This window comes from Cellulosimicrobium marinum (assembly GCF_020551945.1).
Taxonomy (GTDB): Bacteria; Actinomycetota; Actinomycetes; order Actinomycetales; family Cellulomonadaceae; genus Cellulosimicrobium; species Cellulosimicrobium marinum.
Map to the genome: position 1 here is coordinate 24,199 of NZ_JAJBZH010000011.1, position 26,497 is coordinate 50,695.

28 protein-coding genes and 1 pseudogene are annotated in these 26,497 nt (G+C 69.8%); 4 read left to right on the forward strand and 25 right to left on the reverse strand.

All coding sequences use genetic code 11. From position 1 onward, the window contains the following. Positions 1-125: 125 nt before the first annotated feature. From LGQ04_RS17045 to LGQ04_RS17070, 6 genes are all read right to left on the reverse strand, one after another. Complete coding sequence (locus LGQ04_RS17045) at positions 126-1,061, reverse strand: TIR domain-containing protein (protein WP_229245171.1); 936 nt, start codon at positions 1,059-1,061, stop codon at positions 126-128. A 103-nt stretch (positions 1,062-1,164) separates the two neighbouring features. Continuing rightward, the gene (locus LGQ04_RS17050; protein ID WP_229245172.1) at positions 1,165-3,309 is read right to left on the reverse strand and encodes a DNA methyltransferase; all 2,145 of its coding nucleotides are present in this window, start codon (positions 3,307-3,309) and stop codon (positions 1,165-1,167) included. A 2-nt stretch (positions 3,310-3,311) separates the two neighbouring features. Further along, complete coding sequence (locus LGQ04_RS17055; protein WP_229245173.1) at positions 3,312-6,053, reverse strand: DEAD/DEAH box helicase; 2,742 nt, start codon at positions 6,051-6,053, stop codon at positions 3,312-3,314. A gap of 268 nt (positions 6,054-6,321) precedes the next feature. Then, entirely contained in the window at positions 6,322-6,621 is a 300-nt protein-coding gene (locus tag LGQ04_RS17060; protein ID WP_267495108.1) for a histone-like nucleoid-structuring protein Lsr2, read from the reverse strand. A gap of 338 nt (positions 6,622-6,959) precedes the next feature. Beyond that, positions 6,960-7,106, reverse strand: a complete 147-nt coding sequence (locus LGQ04_RS17065; protein ID WP_229245174.1) for a hypothetical protein — start codon at positions 7,104-7,106, stop codon at positions 6,960-6,962. Positions 7,107-7,164: 58 nt separating this feature from the next. Next, positions 7,165-7,482 carry a hypothetical protein gene (locus tag LGQ04_RS17070; RefSeq protein WP_229245175.1) on the reverse strand — a complete coding sequence of 106 codons (318 nt, stop codon included), beginning with the start codon at positions 7,480-7,482 and terminating at the stop codon, positions 7,165-7,167. 159 nt (positions 7,483-7,641) lie between these two features. Between LGQ04_RS17070 and imuA' the strand changes: the two genes are divergently transcribed. Next, positions 7,642-8,001: a DnaE2-dependent mutagenesis accessory factor ImuA' gene (gene imuA' / locus LGQ04_RS17975; protein WP_504748520.1), complete on the forward strand. Its 360-nt coding sequence runs from the start codon at positions 7,642-7,644 to the stop codon at positions 7,999-8,001. Between the two features lie 206 nt (positions 8,002-8,207). Here the strand turns inward: imuA' and LGQ04_RS17075 are convergent, their stop codons facing one another. Further along, complete coding sequence (locus tag LGQ04_RS17075; RefSeq protein ID WP_229245176.1) at positions 8,208-8,726, reverse strand: GNAT family N-acetyltransferase; 519 nt, start codon at positions 8,724-8,726, stop codon at positions 8,208-8,210. 404 nt (positions 8,727-9,130) lie between these two features. Here LGQ04_RS17075 and LGQ04_RS17080 point away from each other — a divergent pair, with 404 nt between their 5' ends. Next, positions 9,131-9,295 (forward strand): hypothetical protein, encoded by a 165-nt coding sequence (locus tag LGQ04_RS17080; protein WP_229245177.1) that lies wholly within the window; start codon positions 9,131-9,133, stop codon positions 9,293-9,295. Between the two features lie 1,379 nt (positions 9,296-10,674). Here LGQ04_RS17080 and LGQ04_RS17085 read toward each other — a convergent pair. From LGQ04_RS17085 to LGQ04_RS17095, 3 genes and pseudogenes are all read right to left on the reverse strand, one after another. Then, positions 10,675-10,775 (reverse strand): annotated as a pseudogene (locus LGQ04_RS17085) (thymidylate synthase); the annotation flags it as partial. 314 nt (positions 10,776-11,089) lie between these two features. Next, a complete protein-coding gene (locus LGQ04_RS17090) occupies positions 11,090-12,097 on the reverse strand; it encodes a zeta toxin family protein (RefSeq protein ID WP_229245178.1) in 1,008 nt (335 codons plus the stop codon). 17 nt (positions 12,098-12,114) lie between these two features. Next, positions 12,115-12,573: a sigma-70 family RNA polymerase sigma factor gene (locus tag LGQ04_RS17095; RefSeq protein WP_229245179.1), complete on the reverse strand. Its 459-nt coding sequence runs from the start codon at positions 12,571-12,573 to the stop codon at positions 12,115-12,117. Between the two features lie 109 nt (positions 12,574-12,682). Between LGQ04_RS17095 and LGQ04_RS17100 the strand changes: the two genes are divergently transcribed. Further along, positions 12,683-13,333, forward strand: coding sequence for a hypothetical protein (locus LGQ04_RS17100; RefSeq protein WP_229245180.1), 651 nt, complete (start codon positions 12,683-12,685; stop codon positions 13,331-13,333). A 21-nt stretch (positions 13,334-13,354) separates the two neighbouring features. Here LGQ04_RS17100 and LGQ04_RS17105 read toward each other — a convergent pair whose 3' ends face one another. Both LGQ04_RS17105 and LGQ04_RS17110 read right to left on the reverse strand, forming a co-directional pair. Beyond that, complete coding sequence (locus LGQ04_RS17105; RefSeq protein ID WP_229245181.1) at positions 13,355-14,911, reverse strand: relaxase/mobilization nuclease domain-containing protein; 1,557 nt, start codon at positions 14,909-14,911, stop codon at positions 13,355-13,357. Further along, positions 14,908-15,309 (reverse strand): MobC family plasmid mobilization relaxosome protein, encoded by a 402-nt coding sequence (locus LGQ04_RS17110; RefSeq protein WP_229245182.1) that lies wholly within the window; start codon positions 15,307-15,309, stop codon positions 14,908-14,910. The genes LGQ04_RS17105 and LGQ04_RS17110 overlap by 4 nt, the downstream gene beginning before the upstream one ends. A 237-nt stretch (positions 15,310-15,546) precedes the next feature. Between LGQ04_RS17110 and LGQ04_RS17115 the strand changes: the two genes are divergently transcribed. Next, the gene (locus LGQ04_RS17115; protein WP_229245183.1) at positions 15,547-15,843 is read left to right on the forward strand and encodes a hypothetical protein; all 297 of its coding nucleotides are present in this window, start codon (positions 15,547-15,549) and stop codon (positions 15,841-15,843) included. Positions 15,844-15,907: 64 nt separating this feature from the next. Here the strand turns inward: LGQ04_RS17115 and LGQ04_RS17120 are convergent, their stop codons facing one another. The 13 genes from LGQ04_RS17120 to LGQ04_RS17180 all read right to left on the reverse strand — a co-directional run bounded on the left by LGQ04_RS17120 (position 15,908) and on the right by LGQ04_RS17180 (position 26,104). Further along, complete coding sequence (locus LGQ04_RS17120) at positions 15,908-16,693, reverse strand: Fic/DOC family protein (RefSeq protein WP_229245184.1); 786 nt, start codon at positions 16,691-16,693, stop codon at positions 15,908-15,910. 2 nt (positions 16,694-16,695) lie between these two features. Then, complete coding sequence (locus tag LGQ04_RS17125; protein WP_043652390.1) at positions 16,696-16,887, reverse strand: antitoxin VbhA family protein; 192 nt, start codon at positions 16,885-16,887, stop codon at positions 16,696-16,698. A gap of 53 nt (positions 16,888-16,940) precedes the next feature. Beyond that, positions 16,941-17,963, reverse strand: coding sequence for a toprim domain-containing protein (locus LGQ04_RS17130; RefSeq protein WP_229245185.1), 1,023 nt, complete (start codon positions 17,961-17,963; stop codon positions 16,941-16,943). A gap of 7 nt (positions 17,964-17,970) precedes the next feature. After that, positions 17,971-18,294, reverse strand: a complete 324-nt coding sequence (locus LGQ04_RS17135; RefSeq protein ID WP_229245186.1) for an LPD29 domain-containing protein — start codon at positions 18,292-18,294, stop codon at positions 17,971-17,973. 1 nt (position 18,295) lies between these two features. Then, a complete protein-coding gene (gene nrdH / locus LGQ04_RS17140; RefSeq protein WP_229245187.1) occupies positions 18,296-18,547 on the reverse strand; it encodes a glutaredoxin-like protein NrdH in 252 nt (83 codons plus the stop codon). Between the two features lie 332 nt (positions 18,548-18,879). Then, positions 18,880-19,668 (reverse strand): hypothetical protein, encoded by a 789-nt coding sequence (locus tag LGQ04_RS17145; protein ID WP_229245188.1) that lies wholly within the window; start codon positions 19,666-19,668, stop codon positions 18,880-18,882. Between the two features lie 555 nt (positions 19,669-20,223). Continuing rightward, positions 20,224-20,940 (reverse strand): hypothetical protein, encoded by a 717-nt coding sequence (locus LGQ04_RS17150; protein WP_229245189.1) that lies wholly within the window; start codon positions 20,938-20,940, stop codon positions 20,224-20,226. A gap of 203 nt (positions 20,941-21,143) precedes the next feature. Further along, positions 21,144-22,085: a DUF3560 domain-containing protein gene (locus LGQ04_RS17155; protein WP_229245190.1), complete on the reverse strand. Its 942-nt coding sequence runs from the start codon at positions 22,083-22,085 to the stop codon at positions 21,144-21,146. An 82-nt stretch (positions 22,086-22,167) separates the two neighbouring features. After that, a complete protein-coding gene (locus LGQ04_RS17160; RefSeq protein WP_229245191.1) occupies positions 22,168-22,449 on the reverse strand; it encodes a hypothetical protein in 282 nt (93 codons plus the stop codon). Positions 22,450-22,599: 150 nt separating this feature from the next. After that, the gene (locus tag LGQ04_RS17165; protein WP_229245192.1) at positions 22,600-22,932 is read right to left on the reverse strand and encodes a hypothetical protein; all 333 of its coding nucleotides are present in this window, start codon (positions 22,930-22,932) and stop codon (positions 22,600-22,602) included. A 74-nt stretch (positions 22,933-23,006) separates the two neighbouring features. Further along, positions 23,007-23,402 carry a DUF6573 family protein gene (locus tag LGQ04_RS17170; protein WP_229245193.1) on the reverse strand — a complete coding sequence of 132 codons (396 nt, stop codon included), beginning with the start codon at positions 23,400-23,402 and terminating at the stop codon, positions 23,007-23,009. 429 nt (positions 23,403-23,831) lie between these two features. After that, positions 23,832-24,491, reverse strand: a complete 660-nt coding sequence (locus tag LGQ04_RS17175) for a hypothetical protein (RefSeq protein ID WP_229245194.1) — start codon at positions 24,489-24,491, stop codon at positions 23,832-23,834. Positions 24,492-24,691: 200 nt separating this feature from the next. After that, complete coding sequence (locus LGQ04_RS17180; protein ID WP_229245195.1) at positions 24,692-26,104, reverse strand: ParB/RepB/Spo0J family partition protein; 1,413 nt, start codon at positions 26,102-26,104, stop codon at positions 24,692-24,694. Positions 26,105-26,497 lie beyond the last annotated feature (393 nt).

Below are 26,497 nucleotides of genomic sequence, written 5' to 3' on the forward strand. Positions count from 1 at the left end.
TACCTCTCATCGACGGGGGCGCAGCCGCGTCAGGCGCGGTCTCGCGCTCGTGCTGGCCTCGCGCAGCGTGTAGGTGGCCTCGCGCTGCTGGAATCGCGACTAGCCGACGCCACCGCGCGAGGTGGCTACACGATGCGGAATGGTCCCGCAAGCGACGCCTGAAGATCGCCGGGCTGAGGCTCCACCCGAGCTCCGGCATCGCGGAGTCGCGAGTACAGATCCTGGCGACGGTCCCATGAGCCATCGAGCGGCACCCAGTTGAAGCCGTCAATGTCCGAGACGGGACGCGTCCGTTCTGACTGCACGAAGATCGTTCGTCGCGGGTCGGTCGCAAACGCCATCCCGGCCTCGAGGATGACGTTCTGTCGCGCCTGACCCGTCGGTCGCTCCTCTGGCTCTCCCGGCGCGAGCCGCGGATCAAGCCGCGCCTGATCGTCGGGTGAGAAGATCACTATGACCGCCCCAGCGCCAGCCATCCCCGCCGCCACGATCTCGTAGGTGGTCGGCGACGGCTTTCCCGTTAGTGCGCGTGCCTCAGACCAAGGCATGGCGCGCAGCCCGATGAAGATGAGGAACTGCTCGAGGACCTCCACCGGGCGCATGTCCCGGCCGTGAACGACGAACACCCGACTCGGATCGCGTTGTGGTGCCGCTGTGAACATGGGTGCCTCCTGAGCGAAGGGGGTGGGCCCGGTACCCGGGCGGGCGGGCAGAGGCAAGTGCGCTGCGGTAACGCCCGGCAACTTGAACCCGCCTTCGCCGAGCGTGACGCCGCGCGGGTCGAGCACTCGCGTCTTGAGGGTTGCGTACTTGTCGCCCTCGATGCGCCACTGCGCGGTGGGGCTGTCGACGTAGATGTAGTTGAGCAGTTCAAGAATCACCGGGTCCGGCTCAGGCTCATCGTCGAAGATGCGTCGTATGAGCTCAGCACCTCGCCCGACCCGAGTGCCATCGGTCGTGTACTCCAAGCCGAGCTCGAAGGTGTCCTGCTGCCCGTGGGTGAGGTCGGCGACCATGTCCGCCAGGAAGCGGCGGTCCGCCCGGCGGAACACAGATGACATGTCGCAACGATAGGCGCGGCCGACGGTTTCGGAGGGACACCAACTCAGAACGGTCACCTTGTGCCTTCACCTGTCGAGCCGGCGTGAGCTCGAACCACTGGTCCTATCGCCGTGTGTTGATCTCGAAGTTGCGCAGGTAGTCCGCGTATAGCCGGGTTGTCTTCAGCGCGGGGTCGAGCTTGGCCACGATCTGCTGGTACTCCACGATCGAATCGGTCACGATGAACGCGTGGCGCAGGTCCTCGCGCTTCGCGGCCGCGGACACGAATGCTCCCCAGGCGGTCGTGTCGAACAGCACCCCGTACACCGCGTCGGCCGGCAAGGACCACCCGGTCTCTTCCACGTGGTCGATGCGTGCCCCGCTGCAGCCGGCGCGCAGCCACAGCAGGGGAGCGATTGCGTCGAACCGTCGGCCGAGAGTGACGAGCCCTGGGTCTTCGTAGGTGAGGGTGAAGAACTCGGCGTTTTCCTGGAAGCCTTGGGAGATCGGGAACTCGTCGGTGAAGCCGTAGTTCCCAGCGATCGGCTCACCCGCGGGAGTCGCTCCGGTGATCGCGGCACGGATCCGTGGCTTGGTGACGAACTCGCAGATCCCGAGATCCTCCCAGGCTGTGTCTCCGGGGCGGTGTCCGTCCGCCCGAAGTGATGCGCGCTCGTCGGCGCTGACCTCGTTGTTCGTGACCATGACCGAGCGCCGTCGTCCGCCGTCTTGCTTGTTCAGCCGCATGACGGCGTGGGCGGTGGTGCCCGAGCCTGCGAAGAAGTCGAGCACGAGCGCGTCGGGCTTGTTGCCCACCGCGATGCGCAACGTGTCCTCGACTGCGTACAGCGACTTCGGGAACTGGAAGCGACCGCGGCTCACGAGGAGCTGGTTGAGCAACTGGGCGCCACCAGCACCCCCAGCGGTGTGTCGACCGCGGCGCCAGACGGTCTTGGCGCGCTGGACGCGTTCGACCTCTGGGAACTCGACCTGAACCTCGCCGCGCTCTCCGTGACCGGTCACGACGAGTTCGCCAGACGCGATCCGTTCGATGGTTCCGCTGAGCAGATATCGCAGTGTCGGCTGTGCGGTGTGGGGCTTCGAGCTGATGTGCGCGTATCCCTTGGCGATCAGGTCGTTGAGCTTGCGACTGTCGACTCTCCAGATGCCCAGGCGCCCGTCGGACCGCACCGGCCACGCGACGGGGTGTCCGTCGATCGTCTCGGGGCGTGCGCTCTCGTCGCCGACGAGCGGGTCGCCGGCGCGGATCATGCGGGTGCGGTCGTCGTTGAGGAGCACGGGGTAGCAGAGGTTGGGCCGCTTGTCGCGGTACCAGGTTCCACCGCCACGAAGTAGCCATTCCCAGCGGACTCCGGAGGTTCCGATCTTGGCGCCGTCGGCCTCGAGTTCGCTGAGCAGGTCGTCGGGTGCATCGTGGGGAAGGGCGTCGCCGAGGAAGCAGAAGAAGACGTACTCCTCGACTCGGGACAGGTAGCCACGGGAGGTGCCGCTCGGGTTGATCACGACCGTGGCCATCTGGATGTGCGCCGCCGGGAACGTCTGCTCGAGCAGGAGGCCGAGGCGTAGGTACTCCTTCTCGTCGATGGTGACGATCAGGACTGAGTCGGCAGGGTTGAGCAGGCGCTTGGCGAGGAGCAGGCGGCGTTCGATGAAGCTGAGCCACTTGGAGTGGCGGTAGGGGTCGTTGTCGTCGACGTAGTCGTTGTTGTACTTCCAGTCGCGGGCGCCGGTGTTGTACGGGGGGTCGATGTAGATCGCGTCGACCTGGCCCTCGTAGGCGAACAGCAGGGCCTCGAGCGCGTGGTAGTTCTCGGCGTTGATGACGGTGTGGAAGGGCTTGCCGCCGTCGTCACCATCGGTCCCTCCGCCTCGAAGGACCCGGCCGGTGGGCTTCAGGCCGGGGTAGATGGGGTCGCCGAACTCGCGGGTCGCGACGAGCTGGGAGACGGGGACCTCGCGGGTTTGGCCGGCGCCGTCGCGCAGCACCGCGGTGGCAGGTCGCATCTCGATGACGGTCCAGATGCCGGTGTCGTCGAGATCGGTCGGGTCGTCGGACCCCTCGGTGATGACCTGGACCTTCTCACCCTGGCGGATGGTGAAACCGGGCAGGGTGACGGACTCGGGCAGGTGGCGGTCGAAGACGAGGCCCAGGCGGCGGTTCTTGGTGACCTTGTCGATCTCGGCGTGCAGCGCGGCGCGCAGTGTGGGGTCCTTGACGGACTCGATGAGGTTGTCGAGGTGGGCCATGGTCAGTACCTCGTCCCGTGGGTGCGGAACAGGTCGCGTGAGTCGGTGCCGTCGAAGTCGGCGATCGCGGTGCGGATGGCGGGGTCCTTGTGGTTGAGCATGAGGTACGTGTCGTCGACGAGCGCGATCGACTGGATCCGGTGGTAGTCGGCGGAGTGCTTCGCGGCGTACTCGGTCAGGCCCTTGAGCTTGTCGACCGCGTCCGCGAGGTGGGTGCCGTGGGGGTCGATGAGGGATGCGCGCAGCTCGCCGGCGACCTGGTGGACGAAGACGAAGTCCACGGCCAGGCCGCGGATGCCCCCGCTGGTGACGTACGGGATCTGCAGGGAGTGCCGCCCGGTCGCCGGGTTGCGGTACCAGGCGAGCGCCCCGGCGTCGAGCTCGGCGCGCAGTACGTGCTCTTCCCAGCCCTGGAGCTCGGCACGGAAGATCCCGTTGGCGTCGGACAGGATGTGCCGGTCCCACGCGCTACCGCTCGAGCTCTCCGTCTTGTTGCTCGGGAGCGTGATCGTCGTGGGCAGGGGACGGTCGGCTTCGCGCTTGATCCGGTCGAACCGCTCCTGCTCGGGAGCCGGCAGCCGGGTGATCGCGCCGCCGTGGTCCTTGAACCACTGCTCCACGAGCTGTGACGCCCGGTCCTTGAGCGCGCCGGGCAGCGTGTCGTCCGTGGTGAGGGCGATGGTCGTCAGCTGGGCCTCGCGGATCTGCTCGTCGCGCACCGCGAGACGCTTGATGTACGCGTTCGCCAGGCCCTGCGGGAGCACGGCCTCGGCGCGCTTGAGCAGGATCTGCACCCCGCGGGTGTCGAGAACGAGGTCGGAGCTGGTGTCCGTACTGGCCGCGTCGGGGTCGGCGAACCCGACGGTCCGCTCGTACAGCCGGGTGATGCCGGCCCCCCGGACGAGGTCGTCGAGCTCGCCGGCGTCCTGGAGGACGGCACGGTGGGTGTCGATGACCGCGAGGAGCTCGTTCTTGGCCTTGAGAGGCGCCTTGGCGTCGATCGTCGTGCCGTCGTGCTCACCCGCGAGCAAGATCGCCATCTGGGTGAGCCGGTCGATGGGGGAACGCAGCGTACGTCGCGGGATGGTGTAGGACGGCAGCGCTGCGATGACGTCGAAGACCGACGTCTCAGCGCCCGCGGTGAGCTCGTGCACGGGCGCATCCGCCGCGTCGAACAGCCCGCCAGACGCCTCGCCCTGGCCGACGGCGGTCGTCACCGCTTCGTCCACGCCGGGCACCGTTGCCGTGTCGTCCTGCCGGGTGCTCGCGGGCGGGGGCGCAGCCTCATCAGCGGTGACGAGCTCGAACCCGTCGTCGTCGGCGTCAGCCTGCGGCTCCGCGACGCTCGCCGGCACAGGGGCCGGCGCCGGGGCTGCGAAGGTCGGGTTCCGGGTGAGCTCGACGGCGTCCACGATCACGGTCGTTCCCGTGGCGAGGGTCTCGGCGTCACCGACCTGGAACCGCTCCGCGATCGCATCGACGGCCGCAGCGTCGAAGCTGGGAAGGATGCAGTGCACCGCGTTGAGGTCCTGGTCGGTGTCAATCCGGCGCGCGAGAGGGGTGCGGACCATGCGACCCATGACCTGGGTGATCAAGTCCAGGTCGCGCGCCACCCGGAACGAGAGCAGCACCTCCGCGCGCGGGCAGTCCCACCCGGTCGTGATCGCGGTCTTGCACAGCACAACCCGGACGTCCGTGCGGTCCTGGATGTCCTCCGGCGGACACCACGGGATCTGAAATGCACCCGCGTCGAGCGCGGCGTGATCCGCAAATGTGTGCACGACCGCACCCGCGTCGATCTCCGGCCACTCCTCGAGCACGGTGGCTATCACCGTGCCCAGCTCCTGCGCGGTCGGTCTGTCGGCGACCTGGATCACCAACGCCGGATGCACCGCCGGCTCACCGGTCGATGCGGTGTAGTCCACCCACTTCTGCTCGTAGGTACGCACCCGCTCCACAGCGAACCGCACGAGCGATGACTCTGCCGCGTCGACCCCCTGGGTGTGCCCCAAGACGATCTGCTCTTTCAGCAGGCCCGACGCGCGAACGTCCTCGATCGCGACGGTGTGCTGCTTGGTCGTGCGCCCCGACTCAGCCATCGCGGCCAGGAACCGGCCGGGGGTCGCGGAGATACCCCACACGACCGGAGCCGCCGGCCGACCCGTCGTCCCGCCTCCGATGATCTGACTGACGATCGTCTCGCGCGTCCTGCCGGCGACAGCGGTCGACGTCGTGCCGCGGTGAGCTTCGTCGATCACGACGACGAACCCGTGCGGGCGCTGCGCAACCGTGTTCGCGATCGTCTCCCATAGGGAGTACGTGCGGCCGTCGACGCCGGACTTGGACAGGTTCGCCGTCGCGGAGAGCTTCTGGATGTTCAGGAAGTAGACCCGCCCCGGTTCGAAGATCTCCTCGTCGAAGTCGTTCTCGATGATCGTCAGCCGGTTCAGCTGCAGGTCTGACGCCGAGTCCATCATCTTCTGCAGCGTCTGACGGTTCAGCGAGGGGTCGTCCGTGACCCACAGAAACGTAGCTCCTTCAACGCCCGGCGTAGCCTCATCCCCGTCCAGAGACGCCTCAATCACACCCGTCGCGATCACTGTCTTCCCTGCACCCGTCGGCGCCGACAGCACTACCGCGGTGCGCTCGTCGGGGTCCTCGGCGTGGTCCCGGGCAGCCCGGATCAGGTGCTTGGAGAGCGCCGCGACGGCGGCCTCCTGGTAGTCAAACAGCTCGTACTTCAACGCACCTGCTCCTCATCGCCGGGCCTGCGAGCGAAGCCTATGCCCCCGGATCGGGCCACCAGGCACGAGCGACGAGGGTCCATAGGGTGAAGGCGCAGATCGGTACGATTCGCCATCACGCTGGTTGATCGATCGTCGACGAGGTCTCCGCCGAGTCGCGTGGACCGCGTGCGGCATTCGCGAGCGGTCAGGTTCGCTCAGGCCCACCCCGCTGCCGAGCCTCAGTGGTTCAGAAAGCTCTGCGCCGGCGGGCGAGACTCTGCACCGCTCAACGGGTGCGGTACGCCTCAAGCAACTTGGTCGGTATGCGGCCACGGTCGGAGACCTCGTGCCCGTTCCCCCGTGCCCAGGCGCGCACCGCGGCCTGGTGCTCGCCGCTCAAGCGTGTCGACGACGATTCGGTGCCGCGAGGTCCACGCCGCCCGATGCGATGCCCGGCGTCGATGTAGGGCGAGAGTGCGCGCATTAGCTCGTCGCGGTGGGCGTCGGTCAGGTCGATCTCGTATGTGGCGTCCTGCCACGCGAATCGGTAGGTCTTGGCGCCCTCGGTTCCGTCGAAGGTCGTCAGTCACGATCACATGCTTCTGCTGGGCAAGCGAACACGATGCCGGTCGTGTCTCGGGCGTCCTCGCCATGCGGTCCAAGGTGGGTGCGCCGGCGGGCTTACGCCGGGGTTCGACGGTGGCGGCCGCGTCAGGTGTCGTCGCTGGAATGACGTTCGCGCCGACGGTTCGCACGCATGTCGAGGAGCGCCCCCAACATCATGCCGACGAACAGTCCGAGCACCCACACCGGCACTCGCGGTGGACCGGGGACCAGGCGGTCGATGATGGCGCCGAACGCTGCGAGAGCGGCGGCCAAGGTGGCGGTTCGTGGCCCGACACCGTCCGGGCGGAAGATCAGCAGTCAGATGATCCAGCCGATCAGCATCCCCGGGAACCACAGCGATGCGTCGTCAAGAAGTGACTCCCCGATGATCAGGCCGGCCAGACCCAGCACGAGGCCGAACCACAGGTACCTCGTCTCCCGGGTCGTGCGGTAGGCAAGTGCCATCTGTCGATGGTGGCAGAGCCGCCACCGACACGCCCTCGTGCTGGGGGAGCGTCCGGCCTCAGGCTCCGGGCCGGGGCCGGCGCGGCAGTGTCCGGAACACGTCGCGGGCGGGCAGCCAGACGTAGTTCTCGTGCGCGTCACCGGGAGCGTCGACGTCGACGAGCGCGACCATGACGTGTTCGGAGGTCCATCGAACCGCGCGACCGGGCATGAACTCCTCGTGTGTGTCCCACAGCAGGTGCGCGATGACGGGCACAGAGCCCTGCGGCTTGATCGGCACGTGTTCAGGGCGTTCCGCGTTCAGCGGGGTGGTGACGGACCACCGGGAATCGGCGCCCGGTGGCCGCCAGACCGGCGGGTCGGACGACGTGCTCACCCGCTCATCGTAGAGCCCGGTTCGAACTGGTGTTCGATACTGAACGGGTGAGCACGACGATATCGGACCCACTGGACGTGGCTCGGCGCGCGCTGGTGGCCGCTCCTCGGCGCCCGCTGTGTCGTCGACGTCGACGACAGCCCGCGCCCGCTCGGGGCAATCCTCGACAACGGCCGCCTGCCCCGCGGCGCGGCCGCCGTCGTGCACGGGTCGACGTCGCTCCTACTGGCGCTGCTCGCGCAGTCGCAAGGATCCTCGGACTGGGTCGCGTTCGTCGGCGTGCGCGACGTCGGGATTCTCGCAGCCCATGACGCCGGCGTGGCGCTCGAGCGCGCCGCTCTGGCACCGAGCGTGCAGGCAAACCCTGCTAGAGCCGTCGCCGCATCGCTCGACGGCATGGCGCACGTGATCCGCGAACCCGCTGTCGCGTCGCCCGCGGGGATGCGGAGCCACGCCGTCCTTAATCTTAAGACGCCTAAATCGGGCGAAACTGACATAACAGCGGTTATCGGTTCATAACTGGTGCGATTTGCATCAGATGCAAGAGCTCGCACCTGGATGCGATGACGGCGTCGCTGCAGGCCAGGCGGCTCGTCGGTCGCCCCAATGGGCCGTATCTCTACCCGAATCCCTGTCGCGGATCCGCTGGTCACGCAAGCTTCGTGCATCAGATGCACGATTCCGCGGAAAGGCGACGGGCCGCCGGCGCGCGGAGCCGTGGGGTCTCAGGCGCCCGTTGCCGTCCTCTGATAAAGGCTCGAGGCGAGGAGGCGCGATCCGTCTGGAGCAGCAACGACCACGTCCCGCACGTGCACGAAGCCCTCGTGCTCGTAGAAGCTGCGCAGTCCGGGATTGTCGGCGGCGCAGTCCAGACGGACCAGCGGCCGGCCCCGTCTCACGGCCTGGTCTCGCGTCCACCGCAGCAGGCGGCGGCCCAGACCGGCGCCGCGCCGATGTTGAGCGACCGCAAGCCGGTGCACATACACCGCGGGCTCGTCGTCATCGCCCCATGTCTCGCGATCGGATTCGCAGAGCGCGACCATCGCAGCAAGGTTCGAACCGTCGCGCACGACGTAGAGGCTGCCCCTGTCGACGTCGGCCCTGATCACTGCGTCGGGGATGTCGTCCTGCCACTGATCGATCGACCGCGCATGCAGCCACTTCCGCGCGCCGTCGATCAGGCCCTGCGCGGCCACGATGTCGTCGGCGGTTCCCACCTCGACCTGCAGCACTTCATCCCTCACCGACTGGAGGCTAGCAACGCGACCGACCACCTAGCTCGAGCGGCAGCTCTAGTTCCGCAACTAGGTCGACGAGGGTGACCAGCTCGCACCTCTCGAGCACGCACCCCTACCAGCTAACTAGTGCGAGTTGCGTCAGATGCAAGAACTCGCGCCAGCACGCATCGACAACGTCGCTGGAGGTCAGCGGCATAGTTCTTCTTGTGGACGCGTCGGCAACCGGTCGACTCGCGCAACCTCACCGCAGGTCACGCCGAGGTTCGTGCATCCGATGCACGATTCCTCCGCGTCCAGATCGGTGCGCACGGCACTAGCAACGCGCAGGGGGCGACTTAAGCCGCCCGCCCGTGATCGTGTCCTCCCGAGTCGCCGGAACAGCCGGAGCACCCAACGAAAGGACCACGACCATGACCGCGAAGCCCGAGGGCTACTCCCTCCTCTACCGCGTGCTCCACGAGCGCTACGACACCATCCCCACCACCCTCACCAAGGACGAAGCTCGCGCCATCAGCAACGAGGTCGATCGACAGCGCCGGACCGGTGAGCCTCCCACTGCCCCGCTCCACCACTAGTTCCCCGCCGCCGAGCACGTGGAACGGATACAGCCCCGCACCCAAACAAGGGTGCGGGGCTGTATCCGTTCCAGGGCCTCACACGGCGGCCGCCCGACGGCGCCTACTACGAGATGACATTCGCAACTCGCGACTACTGATCCTCCGCGTCCTGCCGTGGGCAATGTCCGCTGCGATCGCGCGGGCGGGTCCACCGGGGCGGGCGCGGTAGAGCAGTTGAATCTCGGCTCTGCCCGCGCCATCGGGGAACAGCGTCAGCGAGACCTCTCCGACTCCATCCGCGAGTCGCCCATCTTCCAGCTTGCGGGGACCCTGCGCGATTCCATGGCGCGGGATCATGAGGACGTCCCACGCCTCACCGGCTCCCGTCCACACCGCACACACCAGGGCTGCGCCGTTCGACAAAGACGTACGCCGGACCTCGAACCGGCCCCTGGGCCGGCGAGACCAGCCCACGGAGCCCTGCACGGCCGCCACGATGAGCGGGCCCACGATGCCGCCCATGAGGAACGAGAGCCAATCCATGCTCCTGGACCGTAGCGCCCGGTGCCCACACCAACCTCGCTCGCGGTCGCGAGCACGAGCCACTCGCGCCCCTCGAGCACGCACCATTACCAACTGAATGGTGCGAGTTGCATCTGATGCAAGAACCCGCACGCGCACGCGCACGCGCACGCGACGATGATCTCGCCGGCGGCCGACCAATGCTCGGGCAATGCGCCGCAAGGCGCGCGGGCGCTCGCCCGCGCACCTTGCGCCAGGTAAGTCCGGAGGCCCGAAGCAACCCTGAGCGGCTCCGGGAGCCGCTTACGGCGTTGACGCACCCTCCGTCACACAGGCTCCCGGAGGCTCAGGTACAGGCACGACAGAACCCGCGGTGTCCGCCAGCCCACTCGGGTTGAAGACCATGAAGGCGAGTATGACGATCCACGCCTGGTTGGGGATCGACACTGAGGTCGACTCCGAGGAAGCGGTCACGGGTGTTCTCCTTTCATCGGGAGGTTCACCCACGCGCCAGGCACGCCAACCAAGGCCTGCTACCGTGTGACTGTGGGACAGTAGGCGGGCGAGCGGGTGAACCTCGTCACTTGTTCTTCTGCGGACAGGGCCGGACTCAGTTGCAGCTGAGACCCGGCCCTTCGTCTTCTCCACCCCCGAGCATCGAATACTCGGTTAGGACGTGGAGATGAACGAAGTCCCGGTCGCGTTGTGACCTGCCATGACTCTAGTACGTGGGGTGCACCCCTTTCGGGAAACTACCCAGCCCTGTAGCACCGACCACCGCACTTCGCACCGCGCACGGCGCGCACGGCCGGAGCTCATGCACCTGATCGACGTGGTGCCGTGGATGCGCAGGTCACCGCCCGGCCACGCGCGAAGTCACCGCCTGGCCACGCGCGAAGTCACCGACCACGAGTCCAGTTTGCGACGCGACGAGCAGCGCGTACGTCTTGATGTTGAACGGCACGCCGAGGAAGAGGCCGACACGATGTGCCGCCTTGAGGTTGGGGATCGACGCCGTCCGTCCGGCACCACCCTCCCCGGCGAGGTCAACGCGCGACCGGCTCAAACTCGCATCGACGTCGCCCACTCTTCCCAGATCGTCACGGCGCGTTCGACGCTGTCGTCGCCTCCACCGTCCATGTACTCGACCGGGCTGCTAGCCAAATGAGCTCACGAGCTCTGTTCAACGTGCGACTCGCACGTCCCGAGTACGTACGCTCACCGGTCAACGAGTACGGGTTTGCATCTGATGCATAACCGCGCGCCGACGCTCCCGGTGGAGCGCCGTGGCTAACGCTGCGGCCCGTTCTCTCGTTCCGGACGGTCGCCTTGTGGGCGGCGTCGCTGGAAGCTCGTCGACGATCGCCGATGCGAGTCGATCACGGCGTACTCCAGCAGTTCGCCCCCTCGCTGCAGTCGGCCCGTGTCGACCTCGACCTGCATCGCCGCGCCCTGGGCTGAGGTCCAGAAGCGACGGTGGCGCAGTACAGCGGGGCAACCGGCGGCCAGCGCCGTAGCGGACGCCTGGGAGCGCGCACGACCATCCGGGCCGTCGAAGACATCGCGGGCGTAGACGCTCGGGACCCATCGGCCACCGAGCCCTTCCCGTGTCAGGACGGCCCCCTCGTAGGACTCGCGCCAGCGCTGGGCGATGCGGGCCTGGGACAGCTCGTAGGGGACTTCAACGTCGACGACCTCGACCTCGTAGCCGGCGGCCGCGAGGCGTTCGCCGAGGGCGAGCGCGGCGTCGGGCTTGGAGAGGACCGAGTCGATGACGATGTTCGTCCCTTCGCGCAGGGCCTCGTCACGGAGCAGGCGGGCAAGGTGTGAGGACTCCTCGTGCACGAGCGCGGCGAGCTCGAGGGGGTAGAACGGTTCCCCCGCGGCCTCACGCTCGCGCACGGCGTCGGGCTTGAGGAAGGCGTCGTAGCTGCCGTCGGCCAGGGCTTCGCGGAGCAACTTTTCCTTGAACTTGTCGGCGTCGACGACGAGCCAGGCGCTCTTGTCGAGCCCGAGGACGTTCTTCTGGATGTGGCCCTTGCCTGCCCCGGGCGGACCGGCGAGCACGATGGCCTTGCCGTCTTGGCGCGCCCCGGGCGCCTCTGCGCGTGCTTCGTCGCGCAGGCGGCGCCAGAGGGCGCGCCGACCGGCTGTCGGTTGGTCGACCTGCCCTTCGATGAACCACGCGGGGTTGTTCAGCGTGGAGTGCGGCCCGTCCTTGTCGAGCGGGCCCCCGGCACGGGAGAACTCTCGGACGGTCTCACGGTGGGCCGCGTGCAGGTCGTGGTCGTCGTTCACGCCCGCGAGTTAAACGGTCAGCGCGCAGAGCGTCCAGTCTTGGCGGCGAGCACTGCGTCGTAGGTGTCGCCGTCGAGCAGGCCGTCGTCGAGCGCGCGGCCGACCTCCTCGAACGTGCCGGCGATGTCCTCGACCAGCCAGTCGAACCCGTCGGTCTTCGGCGTGTTCGCGTACGGCCAGCGCGCGAGCTCGTCGATCACGCGGTCCCGGTCGATCTGCCCGGCGACGTATCGCTCGGCGATCTCGTACGGGCTGGCACCGCTGAACCCGTCTGGCAGGTTCGGGACTCGCGCGGCGGCCCGCAGCTTCTTGTTCACCGCCGGCTGGCTGATCGCGAGCACCTGTGCGATCTCGGTCTGCGTCATCGTGTCAGCGAGGCGGCGGACCAGGCGCAGCTCGTCGAGCCGGTCGACGACCTGACGATGCCGCAGCCGAACGACGGCGCGGACGTCCGGGTCTTCGGTCGTGCTCGTCATGGGGATCACCTCCGTTATAGCCTAGGTTATAACAGCGGGGGCGGGATGGCGAACTGCGACGAGGAGGGACACCGGGGTGCGACGTGTACGTGTCTGGGAAGTGCCGAGAGTGGCGTGGACGCTTGCGCTGGCCTTCGCGGGTGAGGACCCCGACGAGGCGCCGATCCCCCGACACGTGCGCAGGACGATCGCGAGCACGACGGCGGCCGGTCTCGCGGCGACGGTGCTGCTGCAGCTCGGCGATCACTACAGCAGCCGTGACGGCCTCGTGGTGGCGTGTCTGCACCGCCAAGGCTGGCGGAGCGCCCTGGTCGCGGTCCCGATGCTCGTCGTGCTGGTAGCCCTCACCGCCATCGCCGAACTCGGCAGCGGGATGGTGGCCACCGCCGCCCTTGTGCTCGTCGCTGGGTGGATCTTTGCCACTCTCGCCATGGTCGGTGGACTTGGGTACGCCCGACGCCGATACCGTCCAGGCGCCCCGTCCTGGAGGCTCCACGCACCGCTCGCGACGTGGACGCTCTCGAACGTCGCGGTCCGCCCGGGGGCGTCGCCGCTGAGGTTGTTCGAAGTGCGGGCGCTCCTGCATGGGAACCTCCAACTGGGCGCCACGGTCGCCTGCGTTGCGGGCTCCAGCCGTACGGGCCGGGCATACGAGAAGTGGCACTTCGTGCGGGTCGGGCCGGGTGACGCCCGGATGGTGCTCACGGTCCTTCCTGAGCACCAGCCGGACACCGTGAAGGTCTCGCCCCGCGCGCGGTGACCGGCCTGCGACGTCGAGCCGTCAGTCGCGTTCGACCCCGTCCCGGCCATCGCGCGACGGTCCGCGATCGGCCGGCCGACGTGTCGCGTGCGCCGGGACCGGCCTACTGCTCGCACCGCTCTGGACTGCGCGCTCGAGCTGTGGCACGGCCCGCGCTACTGCCGCGAGTGCCTGGTTGGTTCGGGCCGCCGCTTGCACCTGTCCGCGCAGCTCTTGGGCGTGCGCGATCGCGCGCGCCGCGCGCTCGGCCTGTCGCAGCACGGCGATCCAACCCACCTTTGCGTCGCGGCTCGTCGCCCGCGCCACCAGGCGTGAGGCGTAGGCGGCGTTCAGCGACGCCCGCTCGCTCTTCTCCCGCTCCCTGTGCGCGAAGTCGTGCGCGGGCGGTTGGGCTGCTCGAGCCAGGGCGTCTGACGCCTCCTGGAGCGGTCCTGGGCGGTCCTTCTCCAGAGCTAGCGACGCGCGCGCGAACACGCCGGCGACGTCGAGCGCAGCGACCCGCTGCTCTGCATCTCCGAGCCGACCGGTCATCCCGTGCAGGGCGCGGGCGGCGTCCGCGGGCGGGGTGTTGGCCGCGACCTTCCCTGCGACTGTGGCGCCTTCCCAGCGTTCGGTCCACGCGGTCGTGAGCCCCGGGTCGCCGGCGACGTCGACGCCCCACCGCGTGCGGAGCTGGCCGAGCGCGAGAGTCCGGTCGAGCTTCCCCGCACCGAACCACACGGGGTCTTCGCGACGCCCAGCGACAACGTTGGGGACCAACGCGACGGAGTAACCCACGACGCGTTCACGGCCGCCCTCGGCGTACCTCGGGCGGACCAGGACGCGGGCATCCTTCAACGCGTCCAGGTATTCACGTTCACCGCTCGAGCCCGCCGCCGCGGCGCGCACGCGGCGGCGCAGCTCCTCGCGAGCGGGAAGCGCGACGGCGGCCCGCTCAGCCCGGTTGAGCTCGCCCGGCTTGGCCCCGGCAAGAGCTCCGCGGCCGCTCTCGCGGGACTCCAGGACGACGAGGCCATGTCGCTTCTCGAGGGTGTTCGCCAGCTGCTGCGCACGCGGGAAATCTTTGTGCACGCGCGCCTTCGTGCCGTCCTCTCTGACGAGGTTGACCACGACGTGGACGTGGTCGTTCCCGTTGCTCGACAGCCCGTGCCGGACCGCGACCCAGCGACACCCCGCTCCCCCGTCCTCGTCGCCGGCGAAGCCCATCCCCTCGACGAACTCGGTGGCGATCTGACCCCACTGCGCGTCGCTCAGCTGGCCCTCGGATGCGTCGAGCGAGAGCGAGCAGTGCCACACGTGGGCGTCGCTGTCTCCCACCTTGACCATGGCCTGCTCGGCCTCGCTCCACTCCTTCACGGGCATGGTCACCCGCGTGCCGAAAACTCGCCGCGGCTGGTCGAGCTCGTTCGCGATGTCGAGCGCGTCATCTGTCGAGAGCTGCCGCGACCCGACGCCCTGCACAACGACATCGTGTCCAGCCACGACGTGCGGGTTGCTGTGCTCGTTGTGCCGCCCCTCACCCGCGAGGTAGACCATCAGCCCGGCGACTCGGGCACCACGGGTGATGTTGGGGATCACGGGCGCTGTCCCTCTGCCTCACGCAGCGCCGCACCGACCCGCGCACTCACCGTCTGAACCGCGCGCAACGTCTCGTCCAGCTCCGCCTGAACCTCCCCGGTCGCGTTCGTAGCACGGGCGATCTGGTTGAGGTTGTTCGACACGGCCGCGAGAAGCCGTCGCGCGTGAAAGAGCTCGGTCAGGTGACTCGCCCGGTCCGTCGCGGTCTCGCCCTGTTCCGCCAGCGCGGACTCCACCAGAAGACGCGGGATCGTCACCCGCGCCGCCGTCGCCCGCTGAAGCAGCAGCGCCTCCTCTTCCGGTGTCACCCCGACCCGGTGGTAGTGCCGCCGTCCGCCCGGCACGTTGGCGCGACGCTGACGCTGACGCGCGCGTGCCCGCGGCATTGCTTCGGTCATCGTTTGCGTCCTTCCTGCCCAGCGCAGCGACCCCGAGCATCGGGGACCACACGACAAGTGTGCCATCGGCCTAGCGCAGCGTCGAGCCGATGGAGCCATTTACGGTACGTAAGTGTATAGCTTGCTCGGCTCAGGTCGTCCGCCGGGATCTGTCACTTTGCGTGCGTGACGGACATGGACTACGCCTGGATGGCGCGGCACTAGCGCGCCGCCACTGGGGCTCCGTAGCATGGCGGCATGGCGAGAGAACTGGACCTAGAGGCGGCAGAAGCGAAGGCTCGTGAGTTGCTCGATGCGCGGATCTCATCCGTGCGCGGGCTCGTCCGCGCGGCGCAGGCCGAGGCGGAGGTTCGTGCACAGATGCAGGCTGCTGAGCGTGAGCACGCGAGGGCGTACGCAGCAGCGGTCGGGGACGGCTGGACGCCCGACGAACTCCGTAAGCTCGGGCTGCAAGACCCCGAACGGAAGGCGCGCACGCCGCGGCGCCGGAGCGCGAGCGTCCGTAGCGCCGCTGCCGCCGATAGCGGCGACTGATCCCACGACGAAGGGCCCCAACGTGAACCTCACGCTGGGGCCCTTCGCACGTCACCGTGCATCCCTACTCGCGACCGACCCCGGTCTCGGGTGCGCGCCCGTGGATGGGGCGCTGAGTTGCCGAACCACGCGGGGCCGTGTGCCCACCACCGCCGATGCGCCGTCCCGCCTGCGCGATCCTCACCGCTTCGAACGCGGCGACGTCGAAGCTGTCGCGCTCCGCCCTCGTGACGATGCGATGGAACATGTCCCTGAGCGCACTCGGATCGCCTGATGCAGCGAGCCGGCTGGCGCGGTCGTTCTCCGATTCGAGGTCGCCTCGGCCGAGCGTGACACGGGTCCAGTCGACGTGGTGGCCTGACTCGCGAGCGAGGGCGGTGACGTACTCCCGCTGGGTGCGACCGTTGCCCTCGCGGAACGGATGCGCCTGGTTAGTCAGGTTATAGACCTGCGCCAGCGTGCCAGGGATGCGTTCCGGGTCGATGGAGCGCAGGTTCTCCGTCTGCGCGATCTGCTCGCCGACGGCCTGCATCGTCGGTGCGATCCGACCGAGGGGGGCGAACCACCCGTCATGACCCTTGCGGATCGACACCGTCCGCACCTCGCCGGCCCACTCGTAGACGTCCTGGAACAGGTGTCGGTGGACCGCGCGTAGCCCGTCGAGACCGTACGAGTCCGGTAGGCCGTGCTCGCGCAAGGTGAGTGCCCTGGCCTCGACCAGATGCTCCTCAGCACGACGAAGCTGTTCCGGGGTCCGAGCCCCGACGAGGTTGCGCAGAGTGCGCTTGTCCTCCAGCAGATATCCGTCCCAACGGGCGTACTCATCGCCGCTCTCCCACGGCCTGCTCACGCCTACTCCCCCTCGCCTGCCAAGTACGCCTTGGTCCGACGGATCAACTCTTCTCCGTCAATCTCCCCGCGCACATACATGTCCTGGATCGCCCTCGCGGCGTCGTCGGTCCGTCCGCCCTCGAGCTCAGTGCTGTGTCGGATGCGCTGTGCATCGGCCGCGCGCTGGGCGCGCTCCTCGTCGCTGATCGGCATGCTCTTCCTCCCGGTCCTGGCGCATGCCAACCTAGCCGGGCCCAGATGCCGGCTCAGGTGGTGCCGCGCGCGGCGGCCGCGGCGATCGCGAGCTCGCCGGCGATCACGCCGAGGTCGGTGTGCGGGGCCAGGCGCGCGTGCAGCTGCGTCCCGACGCGCGACAGCGGCACGTCCGCGATGCGCGCAACGAGCGCGGCCGCGGCCCGCACGGCGTTCACCCGACCCTCGACGGTCATCAGGTCATGACGGGACAGGACGACGTCGACCACGACGGACACCAGGCTCTGCGGCTGGGCCAGACGCTCGGCCAGGGCCCGGCCGTGGCCGTCCTCGACGAGCTGGGCGGGGTCCGTCCCGTCGGGCAGGACCAGGGCGCCGGCGGTGCCGGCCTCGTCGTCGGTCAGCAGGTCCCATGCGCGCACCGCGGCCGCCTGACCGGCGGCGTCGGCGTCGAACGCGAACACCGCCAGCGCGACGGCGCCCGGGTGGATCGCACGCACGCGCTCGAGGTGGGTCGCGGTGAGCGCGGTGCCACACCCGGACAGAGGCACGACGGGCGACCCGGTGCGACGGATGGCCTCGACGTCCAGGGCTCCCTCGACGAACACGACCCGCGCGCCCGCCTGGATGCGGCGCACCGCGGCCGGGTCGATGCCGTACAAGTCCCGGGACTTGTCGAACGCCGGCGTGCTGGTGGTATTGAGGTACTTCGCCGGGGCGTCGTCGACGTCGTCGGTCGCGGGATTGCGGCGGGCGCTGAACCCGACGATCGCGCCCGCCTCGTCGCGGTACGGCAGGACCAGCCGGTCACGGAACACGTCCCCGACCTGGCCCTTCTCGGTGCGGAACGCGAGGCCGGCAGCCACGAGTTCGTCCGCGCTGTACCCGCGCCCGCGCATGCGCCCCACGAGCCGAGCCCACCCCTCGGGCGCGTACCCGGCCTGCAGGCCGCGCAGCCCGCGGCGGGCCAGGTAGCCCCGGGTCCAGTCATCCGCGCTGTTCGCGTGGAAGCGCCAGAACTCCCACGCCGCGGCGTTGATCTCCACGACCCGCCCACGGGTCAGCTCGGTAGCCACTTCGTGCTCACTCCCCCTGCTCGTCGTCGACGCGGTAGGCGTCGACGTCGGTCACCATGTAGCGGACCCGGGCGCCGGCGTAGGTGACCCTGATGGGCCGCGAGCAGTCCGTCATGGCGTCAGAGCTTCGTCCCTCGAACGTGCTGGCGACGGCGCCCACCGCGGTCTGTGTGGGCCCACCTGCCCAACGCACGCTCAGCCCCTGTCCGTAGGTGGAACGGCGGGTCCGGACGGAGAACTTGTGCCCCGGGAACGCGGTCTTCAGCGCGGCGCGCAAGCGCCGGGCCGCTTCGACGGCCGGTACCTGGACGATCTGGCCCCCGGTCTCCACTTCACGCCTCCTGACGGGTCGCGAGGGCGTTGATCTGGTCGGGCCTGAAGCCGCTCCACGACTCCTCGCCGGCGACGACGACCGGGGCCTGGAGGTACCCCAGCGCGCGCACCCGCTCGAGCGCGTCGCCGTCGGCGGAGATATCGACCACGGTGTACTCGATCCCCTTCTTGTCGAGCGCTCGGTAGGTCGCGTCGCACTGGACGCACGCCGGCTTGCTGTACACGGTGACCTTGACCTGCTGGCTGGCCATGATGCCTCCCCAACGTCGTTTTTCGGACCGTCCCTGCAAGCGGAGCGTTTGGCCGGTAGCCGTCTCAGGACGCACCCGCAGGGCGTGAGCGCAGCGAGCGAGTCGAGGTGCCCGGACGGGTGGAAAGTCCTCGGCGGGCTCAACGAGCGCAGCGAGTGCAGCCGGGGACTTTCCACCCGGGCGGGCCGTAGCGCAGCGGAGCCGACTTGCGCCCTGGGACGGCCGGCCACACTCGGAGCCAGGGACGGACCGAAGACTCAGAACGCTCGTCAGCCGCGGCCCGCAGGGCTGCGCCAGATCGTGCGCGGCGCTCCGTCGCCGGGCACCGTGGTTCACGCCACGGCCGTCTCGCCGCGATCCGTGGCCCACTGCATCTGGGGCTGGTCCGCGGGCTGGTTCAGGACGACGTCGTGCTTGCGCAGGACCCGGTTCACCGTCGACCGCGACCATGGCACCCGCTGGGCGAGGTCCCGTTCGGAACGCGCCTCACGTGCAAGCTGGAGGATCAGGGCGTCACGCTGGTCAGCTGACATCGTGCGTGGGTCCAGGTCACCACTCGCCTGGACCAGCGCGCGGCCCGCGCCGACCGCCCCGACCTCGACGGGCTCGACCGGCTCGACCGGCTCGACCGGCTCAGCGACAGGCTCGGCAATCTCGACGGGCTCGACCGGCTCAGCGACAGGCTCGGCCTCCACCGGCTCAACCTCCACGGCCTCCTCGGCTGTCGCGCGTGTCTCCATGAGCGGCGCGGCCGCCGCCGGGTCGGTCATCGGGTCGCCCGTCTCAGCTGCGCCCGGACGGGGACGGCGCACGCCGAGCAGGTGGGCGAGCGCGGCGCCCATACCCATGACGGCGACGGGCACGCACGCAACGCCGACGACGACCTGCCAGGGTGCTCGCTCGATGCCGGCAGCGTGGAGCAGGTGGTAGGTGATTTGCCCTGCGGCTCCGATCACGAGAGAGGCCAGGACCGACCAGCCCGCGAAAGCTCGCGCGGTAGGTCGGATGTTGCGGTGGGTGAGCCAGACGCCGAGGGCGAACGCGGCGTAGACCTCCATGCCCAGAGGCAGTGTGATCGCGAGGTTCACGGTCAGGTCCATGATTCCCGGGAGCAGGTTCACCGGCCCGAAGCCTGACATCCGGCCCAGGTCCACCCACCCGCCCCAGATCGCGACGAACGCGCCGGCGGCGAGGAGGACGACGGGCCAGCGCGGGAACGACTCGTAGGTCTCGGCCGCCTGCTGAGCCGCCATCGGCTCAGGCGTGGCCCGTGCGGGCCGAACCACCGAACCGGCGAGAGCAAGGGGCCTACGAGAGTGGTTCATCATGCCTCCAATATCCGAACGCTTGCGTTCTAGTTTAGCAGAAACAGAACGTTTCGGTTCTGTTAGCGTGGTCAGATGAGCAAGGAATCCGAGCCCGTTGGGCCGGTTGATCCGGGGCCTGGGCCGCGCGGGCTGTACGACAGCGCGCGCCTGGCTCAGCGGCTCGGCGTCTCGCCGGTTTCGTTGCGCACCGCCCGGCACCGCGGGGTGGACTGGCTACCCGATCCGGCCGGCGAGCTCAACGGCGGCCCGGTGTGGACCGCGGAGTCCCTAGATGGGATCGAAGATCGTCGGCGTGGCGCTGGCCGTCCGCGAACCAAGCGGTGAGGTCGACTCGCTCAGCGAGGCGGCTCAGCCCTGTGCGAGCCAGGCGTCGAGCGTGCGGCGGGTGATGCCAGCGCGGGCGGCGAGGTCGACCTTCGTCAGCAACTGCGCGCGATAGAGGCCCCGGACGGCGGTGCGCAGCAGCGCACGTCGGTGCGCCTCGTCGACGTCGGCCGCGCCGCTGGTGGGTGTGCCGTGAGCGGTGAGCTCGGCCAGGAGCCGGTCGCCATGGGTGGCGTACCAGGCTGCAGCGAGGACGTCGTCGGCGAGCTCGAGCTCGAGGACGTGAGCGGCGAGGCGGGCGGTGACGGGCACGAGTCCGGTGCCGCTGGCGTGGGTGAGCCAGGCGGCCACGAGACGGACCGGGCGCACGCTCGCCGGCAGAGGGTCGGGCTGGTCCTTGAACGTGCGGCGCAGGTCGAGGGCGCCTTGCATGCGCACGTCCCAGTCCCATGAGCCGATCGGCTCGCCGGCGTGGGCCAGGGCGTCGGTCCACGGCTCACGCTCGACCTCGGGCTGGGCCAGGGCGAGCTGGCGCAGGGTATGCGCGGCGTACTGGCCGGCGGACAGGGTCCGCCGGGCTGCCTTGTACCCGGTGCGCACGCGCACCTGTCCGGCCTCGGCCGCGGCCCATGCTCCCCCATCGCCGGCAGGCGGCGTCGCGGCCGCGCGCACTCGGTCGAGCAGGTCGAGGATCGGGCCGGCGTGCTCGTCGGGCAGGGCGTCGACGCGGCGGGTCGTCATGGGTGGGGCACCTCGGGGTTGCAGGCGATGGTGCGCCGCGCCGGAGGCGGGGGGTGTGGGGGGCGGCAAGTCCCCCACGGCGGCGCGGCGGGTACGGGTGAGCCTACGGGTTCGGGGTGCGGTGGCGGTCGTCATGGCGGTTCTCCTCGTGTCGGTACGGGCTGGGCCAGGGCGGGCCGGTCGTGGCCCGCCCTGGCGGCTGGTCACGCGGTCTGGGCCACGCGGTGGTCGGTGACCTCGTGCCACGGGGCGCGGTCGGTCCAGGAGTAGTCCGTCTCGACGCTCACGGACTTGGCGTTGACGCGGGCGACGCGGCGCCACCAATGGCCGATCTTGACCTCGTCGCCCTTGGCGACGTTGTGCGGCCCGTAGTCGGTGACGGCGCCGTCCGCGACCTGTTGGGCGCGCACGCCCTCCCAGTGCGCGAGGTTGTCGCGGGACTCGGCGATCGCCGGCTCAAGGCGACGTCGGCGCCGCGCCAGCTCGCGCTCGGTCGCGGGCCGATATCCCGTGTCGGGGTCGTAGACCGGAGCGACCAGCTCGCGCTCGTGCTTGCGGATCTCCGCGGCGAGCCGGGCGATGCGGTTCCCGACGGTGACCGGGTTGTACCGGGCGCCGGTCGTCGCCGCGGCGGTCGCCGCGGCCTGCTGGGCGGCGTCGGCGTCGCGCTGGGCGTGGACAGCGACCCCGAGCGTGGACCAGGCGCGTTCGGTGTCGCGACGGTGGCGCTTCTCGGAGTGGTGGCCAATCTTGATCGGCTCCCCACCCTCGGGCAGACGCTCGACGGCGGCCTCGTGCCGCGCGTAGGCGGCATCCGCCGCGCCCGCCTTGCGGTCGGCCTTGGCTGCCAGCGCGTCAGCGCGGGCGGCCTGCCGGGCGATCTTGTCGGCCTCGACGACGGCGGCCGGACGGGCCGTGTCGTCGATGGTGACCTCGACGTCGTAGCCGGCCTCGCGCAGCGCGGCCGCGGTCGTCTCGATCGTGCGCACCTTGGCGGCGCGGTCGCGCGACTGCGGCACGTACCAGGTGCCGAGGTTGCGGCTGAACCGCCAGCGGTGGGCCTTGAGGACGACGTTGGTGCCGTCGCCGCGCTCGGTGCCGTCGATGAGGGTTCCGGCCTCGCGGGTGTGGGTGATGCTCAGCATTGGGGTTCTCCTGCTCGCTGGTGTGGTTCAGGTGGGCCAGCCGGTGGGCCGGGGGTCTCCCTCTCCGGCCCACCGGGGCACGTCAGGCGAGCAGGTCGGCGAGCGTCCGCGTGGGCGGGGTGTAGGTGCGGCGCCCGGTGGGATCGATCCACAACGCGGCGCGCAGGCGCTGGGCCGCGCGGGCCTTGTCGCCACTGATGAGCGGGTGGTTCACCGGGACCGTGCTGGCGTCGTTGACGTCCATCCGGTCCAGCAGGTCGTTCAGCGGCTCGCCGGTGCGCTCCGCGTGGCGCTTGGCAGCCTCGATGCTGGCCTCGAACGACGCGCGGCTCGCGTCCTGGGCGGCGATGGTGTTCTGAGCCACGGGGCCCTCCTTTGTGTTGGTGTCGGGTGGCCGGTGGTCTCCGGCCGTTGTGTGCCCTTCCAACAACTCAAGTATACCGCTTAACTCACTCGATGTATACTTCTGCGAAGGTGCGGGCCGGGCGTTGTTCGCGCCCGGCCCGCGGGTGGCTCAGTCGAAGAGTTGGCCGGCCTCGTCCTCGGCTGCCTCGTCGGCGGCGTCGATGGGGTCGCGCCCGGCGTCGTAGTCGTCGCGCCAGCGGCGGTCCGCGATGTCGCGGTGGGTGAGCCAGACTTGGCGCGTGAGCCGGAGGTCGACCAGGGCGAGCCAGAGCGCGATATCGGCGTCGCCGTTCGCGTACTGGGTGACGTACTGGTCGGGGTAGCCGGTCAGACGGCGGCGGATGCGCTCCTCGAGCGCGGCGCGCTGCTCGCCCTCGAGCTGCGCGGGGTGGCAGTTGATCGCGGCCACGCGCTGGCGCATCGTCTGGTGCTCGGTGGTCATGTGGTTCCCTTCGTGGGCCGGGCTGGGTCTGGTGGTCCGCGGCGGGCCGGTCGTCGGCCCGCCGCGGGTGGGTGTCAGTCCTCGCCGGGGAGGCTGATCGTCACGACCGGCGCCGCGGTGTCGCCAGGGCCGACGTGGAGCACCAGGTCGAGGTCCTGGGCCTCGACCTGGCCCGGGGCGCCCGGGACTCGGGCCACGGTGAACCGGGAGCGACCCGCGTGGGCCGCGATCGTGGCGAGCCAGAGCACGTCCCACAGTCGCCCGGTCTCGTCCTGCCCGGCTTCGTACTCGGGGCTCCACGCGACGGCCTCGGCATGTGCCGCCTGGGTGAGCACGACGGGCCAGCGGAACCCTGCTTCCTGGGCCAGTAGTCCGGCGTCAACCAGCAGGCCATCCGCCAGGGCCTGGGCGCGCGTGTACGTGTGGATCGGCGGGCCGAACACACCTTCGGTGGGGGTGGTGGTGGTCATGGTGACCCTTCCTGCCAGGTGGTGGGTGGCCGGTGGTCCCGACCGTTTTTCGCCCCCTCCTGGCGTCGTAATCACCGCCCGCATAAGCGACCCGGAGTGCAACCGACCGGTCCCGGACCGGCGGGGCTCGTCGGCCGAGCTCAGGGAGCGCAGCGACCGCAGGCCGACGAGTTTCGACGGGCCGGGACGCGCAGCGAGGTCGGTTGCGCGCAGGGTCGCGCGGGCGATGATGGAGAGCCAGGAGGGGAAGAGAACCGCGCGCAGCGCGGCAACCGCGGCCGCGCAGCGGCCACGACTCGGGTCCCGGCCGAAGGCCGGGAAAGCACCAACCCGGCGAGCTCGACCACCACAGCCAGCCCCACCACTCCCCCACCGGCCACCGGCCGGGACCACGCGCCCGCCGACGAGTCGGCGGATATCAATCTGGGCTTAGTTGAGCCGATCTCGGTACTGCCGCGGCGCCTCTCGCCAGGAGTAGAGAACACCCGCGATTACTCGCGGAAACCGTCTCGTCTGCGAGTTCTTGGCGAGCTCGTAGGAGCGAATCTCGGATTCGTCCGGCCCGCCAGTGACGATGAGAGACCCGACGTGATCCTTCTCCCAGGTGTTGCCACTGGCGTCGCGGAACGAGCACCGCACGGCTTGTGTGCCCTCGTGGTAGTCGGCGGTGAATCCGAAAGTTTCCGCCTGGACCGGCCCGGGTGGAAGGAACTTGTGACGGATCGACCTCGTGAAGGGACCCACTGAGGAATCAAACCCTCGGAGCGGTTCCGTCTCGAAGTCCCAAACAGGCTGGCCAGATGCATTCTGCCAGCGCACCGTTGCACCCATTTCGGGGCTGTCCTCAGCAAGTACAACAGCGTCAACCCACGCATAGATCTGGTTCGCCTGATCGCGGAGCGTTCTGGCGCGGGCGTCAGCTCGTTCTTTCCGAGCACGCCTCCTCTCATCCGCTGCAAGCCACACCGCGAACCCCGCCGCGATAGCGGCGGCGAGCCCTCCGACCCATACCCCGATGACCTCCCAGGAACGCAGGGAATCGACGGGCGCGGACGGCTGCGCGGCCATGGCGTAGATCGTGCGCATCATGCCTGCAACGTAGCGGTGTGAGAGCCTCGCATCGCCTTTTCCTCGCCTTCGCGAGATCGACGAGCGGAAGCGGGGGTCCGGGGGGGGCGGCAGCTCCGCGGTGCCCGTACGGGCCCTCGATGGGCCGGCACGGGCAGCACCACGCGCGGCGGGCGCGCGGCCCGCAGGGGCTCTCCCCGCGAGCCCCGCGCCGGGCTGGGCTACTTCTTCTTGGGTGCCTTCCCTCGGGCGATCTTCTCGACGTGGCTGAGGGCGTAGCCCCAGGACTCCAGCGCGCCCAGGTACTCGGCCAGGCTGCCCTCGTGCCGCCAGGACTGGACGCCGGTCCCGGTCTCGCACGCAGCCAGGCAGATCACGAGCGCGATGTGCTGCGCCCGGCCCGCCGTGGCCTTCGCGGCGGCCTGAGCGATGCCCTGGCTGCGGCCCCGGTACGCGCTCGTCCCGGGCTTGATCCCGAGCCACTGCGCGGCCAGTTCGTGGTCCTTGTCGGCCCCGTGCCCCAGGGTGTGGGTGCCGGTCGCGATCCGTGCGGCGATGAACGCGGCCGCTCCGGTGGGGGCGGTCTTGCGCTGGGAGAACTCCGCGAGCCACTTCCTCCGGACGACCTCGGCAGACTTCCACGCCTTGTTGTTCTCGATCACCCGGCGGCGCTCGGCCTTCTCCGCCTCGCTCATCGACCCCGTGCGCTGGGTGCTCGCGGTGCCGTACCGGTCACCGTGGCCATGCTTGCGCCAGTTCGTGCAGACGTAGACGACCTCGACCCGCTGCCACTGGGCCGAGATGTAGGCCGCGTGGCCGGGGCATTCAGCGTGCGCGTCCACGGTGAGGTCGGTGCCGTTCGCGTCGTCGGCGGCGGGCTTGAGGCTGTCCAGGCGCTTGATCTTGGCGTCGTCGTAGCCGGGTCGGGGAACCTCGGTCACGTTCTGTGCGGCCAGCGTGTCGCGGGCCGCCGCGACCTCGGCAGCGCGCTGGCGGTCGTCGCGCGCCCGCTGGGCCGCGTGGGCAAAGCCGTTCGGGTCCTCGACGGCGACGGCGGTCAGGCTCTTGACGGTCTCGGGGTCGTCCTCGAACTCCGTGATCGCTGCCACGACGTCGAGGGGCAGGTCGTACTTGGCCTGGACGGCAACGCCGAACTTCGACCCGGCGACCGTGAGCGCGCTGGCCACGACACCCTTGTCCGTGCCGGTGCGCTTGGCGATCTGCGCCGCACTCAGCCCGATGAGCGACAACTGCTGGAACGCGGCGGTGCGGTGGCTGTCGCGCATGTCCCTGCGCTGGTCGTTCTCGGCCAGCTGCTCGACGATGCGGCGGGCCTCGTCCTCGGTGCCTTCGATGATCTGAACGGGGATCGTTGCCCGCCCAGCCTCGATTGCGGCGAGCGTGCGGCGCTGCCCCTCGAGGACGACCAGGATCCCGTCCTCGTCGCGGCGGGCGCGGACAGCCTGCAAGACGCCGTGCTGCTTGATGGACCCGACGAACGCGGGGGTGAGGTCCGCATCGGCACGAACGTTGACGCCGATGACGAGCGTTCGGGGGTCAACGTGAGCGAACTCGACGCTCTCGGACGTAGGTCCCGCCTCGACCTCGGTGGACGTTGCTTCGGTGGTGGTCATGGCGACCCTTCCTGCCAGGTGGTGGGTGGCCGGTGGTCCCGACCGTTTTTCGCCCCCTCCTGGCGTCGTAATCACCGCCCGCATAAGCGACCCGGAGTGCAACCGACCGGTCCCGGACCGGCGGGGCTCGTCGGCCGAGCTCAGGGAGCGCAGCGACCGCAGGCCGACGAGTTTCGACGGGCCGGGACGCGCAGCGAGGTCGGTTGCGCGCAGGGTCGCGCGGGCGATGATGGAGAGCCAGGAGGGGAAGAGAACCGCGCGCAGCGCGGCAACCGCGGCCGCGCAGCGGCCACGACTCGGGTCCCGGCCGAAGGCCGGGAAAGCACCAACCCGGCGAGCTCGACCACCACAGCCAGCCCCACCACTCCCCCACCGGCCACCGGCCGGGACCAC

Excerpts from the sequence above, each read along its gene's own strand:
- LGQ04_RS17125 (WP_043652390.1), bottom strand. The coding sequence starts at position 16,887 with ATGCCGATCAGCGACGAGGAGCGCGCCCAGCGCGCGGCCGATGCACAG.
- LGQ04_RS17050 (WP_229245172.1), bottom strand. The coding sequence starts at position 3,309 with ATGGCCCACCTCGACAACCTCATCGAGTCCGTCAAGGACCCCACACTG.
- LGQ04_RS17170 (WP_229245193.1), bottom strand. The coding sequence starts at position 23,402 with ATGACCACCACCACCCCCACCGAAGGTGTGTTCGGCCCGCCGATCCAC.
- nrdH (WP_229245187.1), bottom strand. The coding sequence starts at position 18,547 with ATGGCCAGCCAGCAGGTCAAGGTCACCGTGTACAGCAAGCCGGCGTGC.
- LGQ04_RS17095 (WP_229245179.1), bottom strand. The coding sequence starts at position 12,573 with ATGACGAGCACGACCGAAGACCCGGACGTCCGCGCCGTCGTTCGGCTG.
- LGQ04_RS17115 (WP_229245183.1), top strand. The coding sequence starts at position 15,547 with ATGGCGAGAGAACTGGACCTAGAGGCGGCAGAAGCGAAGGCTCGTGAG.
- LGQ04_RS17150 (WP_229245189.1), bottom strand. The coding sequence starts at position 20,940 with ATGACGACCCGCCGCGTCGACGCCCTGCCCGACGAGCACGCCGGCCCG.
- LGQ04_RS17065 (WP_229245174.1), bottom strand. The coding sequence starts at position 7,106 with ATGGCACTTGCCTACCGCACGACCCGGGAGACGAGGTACCTGTGGTTC.
- LGQ04_RS17080 (WP_229245177.1), top strand. The coding sequence starts at position 9,131 with ATGACCGCGAAGCCCGAGGGCTACTCCCTCCTCTACCGCGTGCTCCAC.
- LGQ04_RS17045 (WP_229245171.1), bottom strand. The coding sequence starts at position 1,061 with ATGTCATCTGTGTTCCGCCGGGCGGACCGCCGCTTCCTGGCGGACATG.
- LGQ04_RS17110 (WP_229245182.1), bottom strand. The coding sequence starts at position 15,309 with ATGACCGAAGCAATGCCGCGGGCACGCGCGCGTCAGCGTCAGCGTCGC.
- LGQ04_RS17155 (WP_229245190.1), bottom strand. The coding sequence starts at position 22,085 with ATGCTGAGCATCACCCACACCCGCGAGGCCGGAACCCTCATCGACGGC.
- LGQ04_RS17180 (WP_229245195.1), bottom strand. The coding sequence starts at position 26,104 with ATGACCACCACCGAAGCAACGTCCACCGAGGTCGAGGCGGGACCTACG.
- LGQ04_RS17165 (WP_229245192.1), bottom strand. The coding sequence starts at position 22,932 with ATGACCACCGAGCACCAGACGATGCGCCAGCGCGTGGCCGCGATCAAC.
- LGQ04_RS17175 (WP_229245194.1), bottom strand. The coding sequence starts at position 24,491 with ATGATGCGCACGATCTACGCCATGGCCGCGCAGCCGTCCGCGCCCGTC.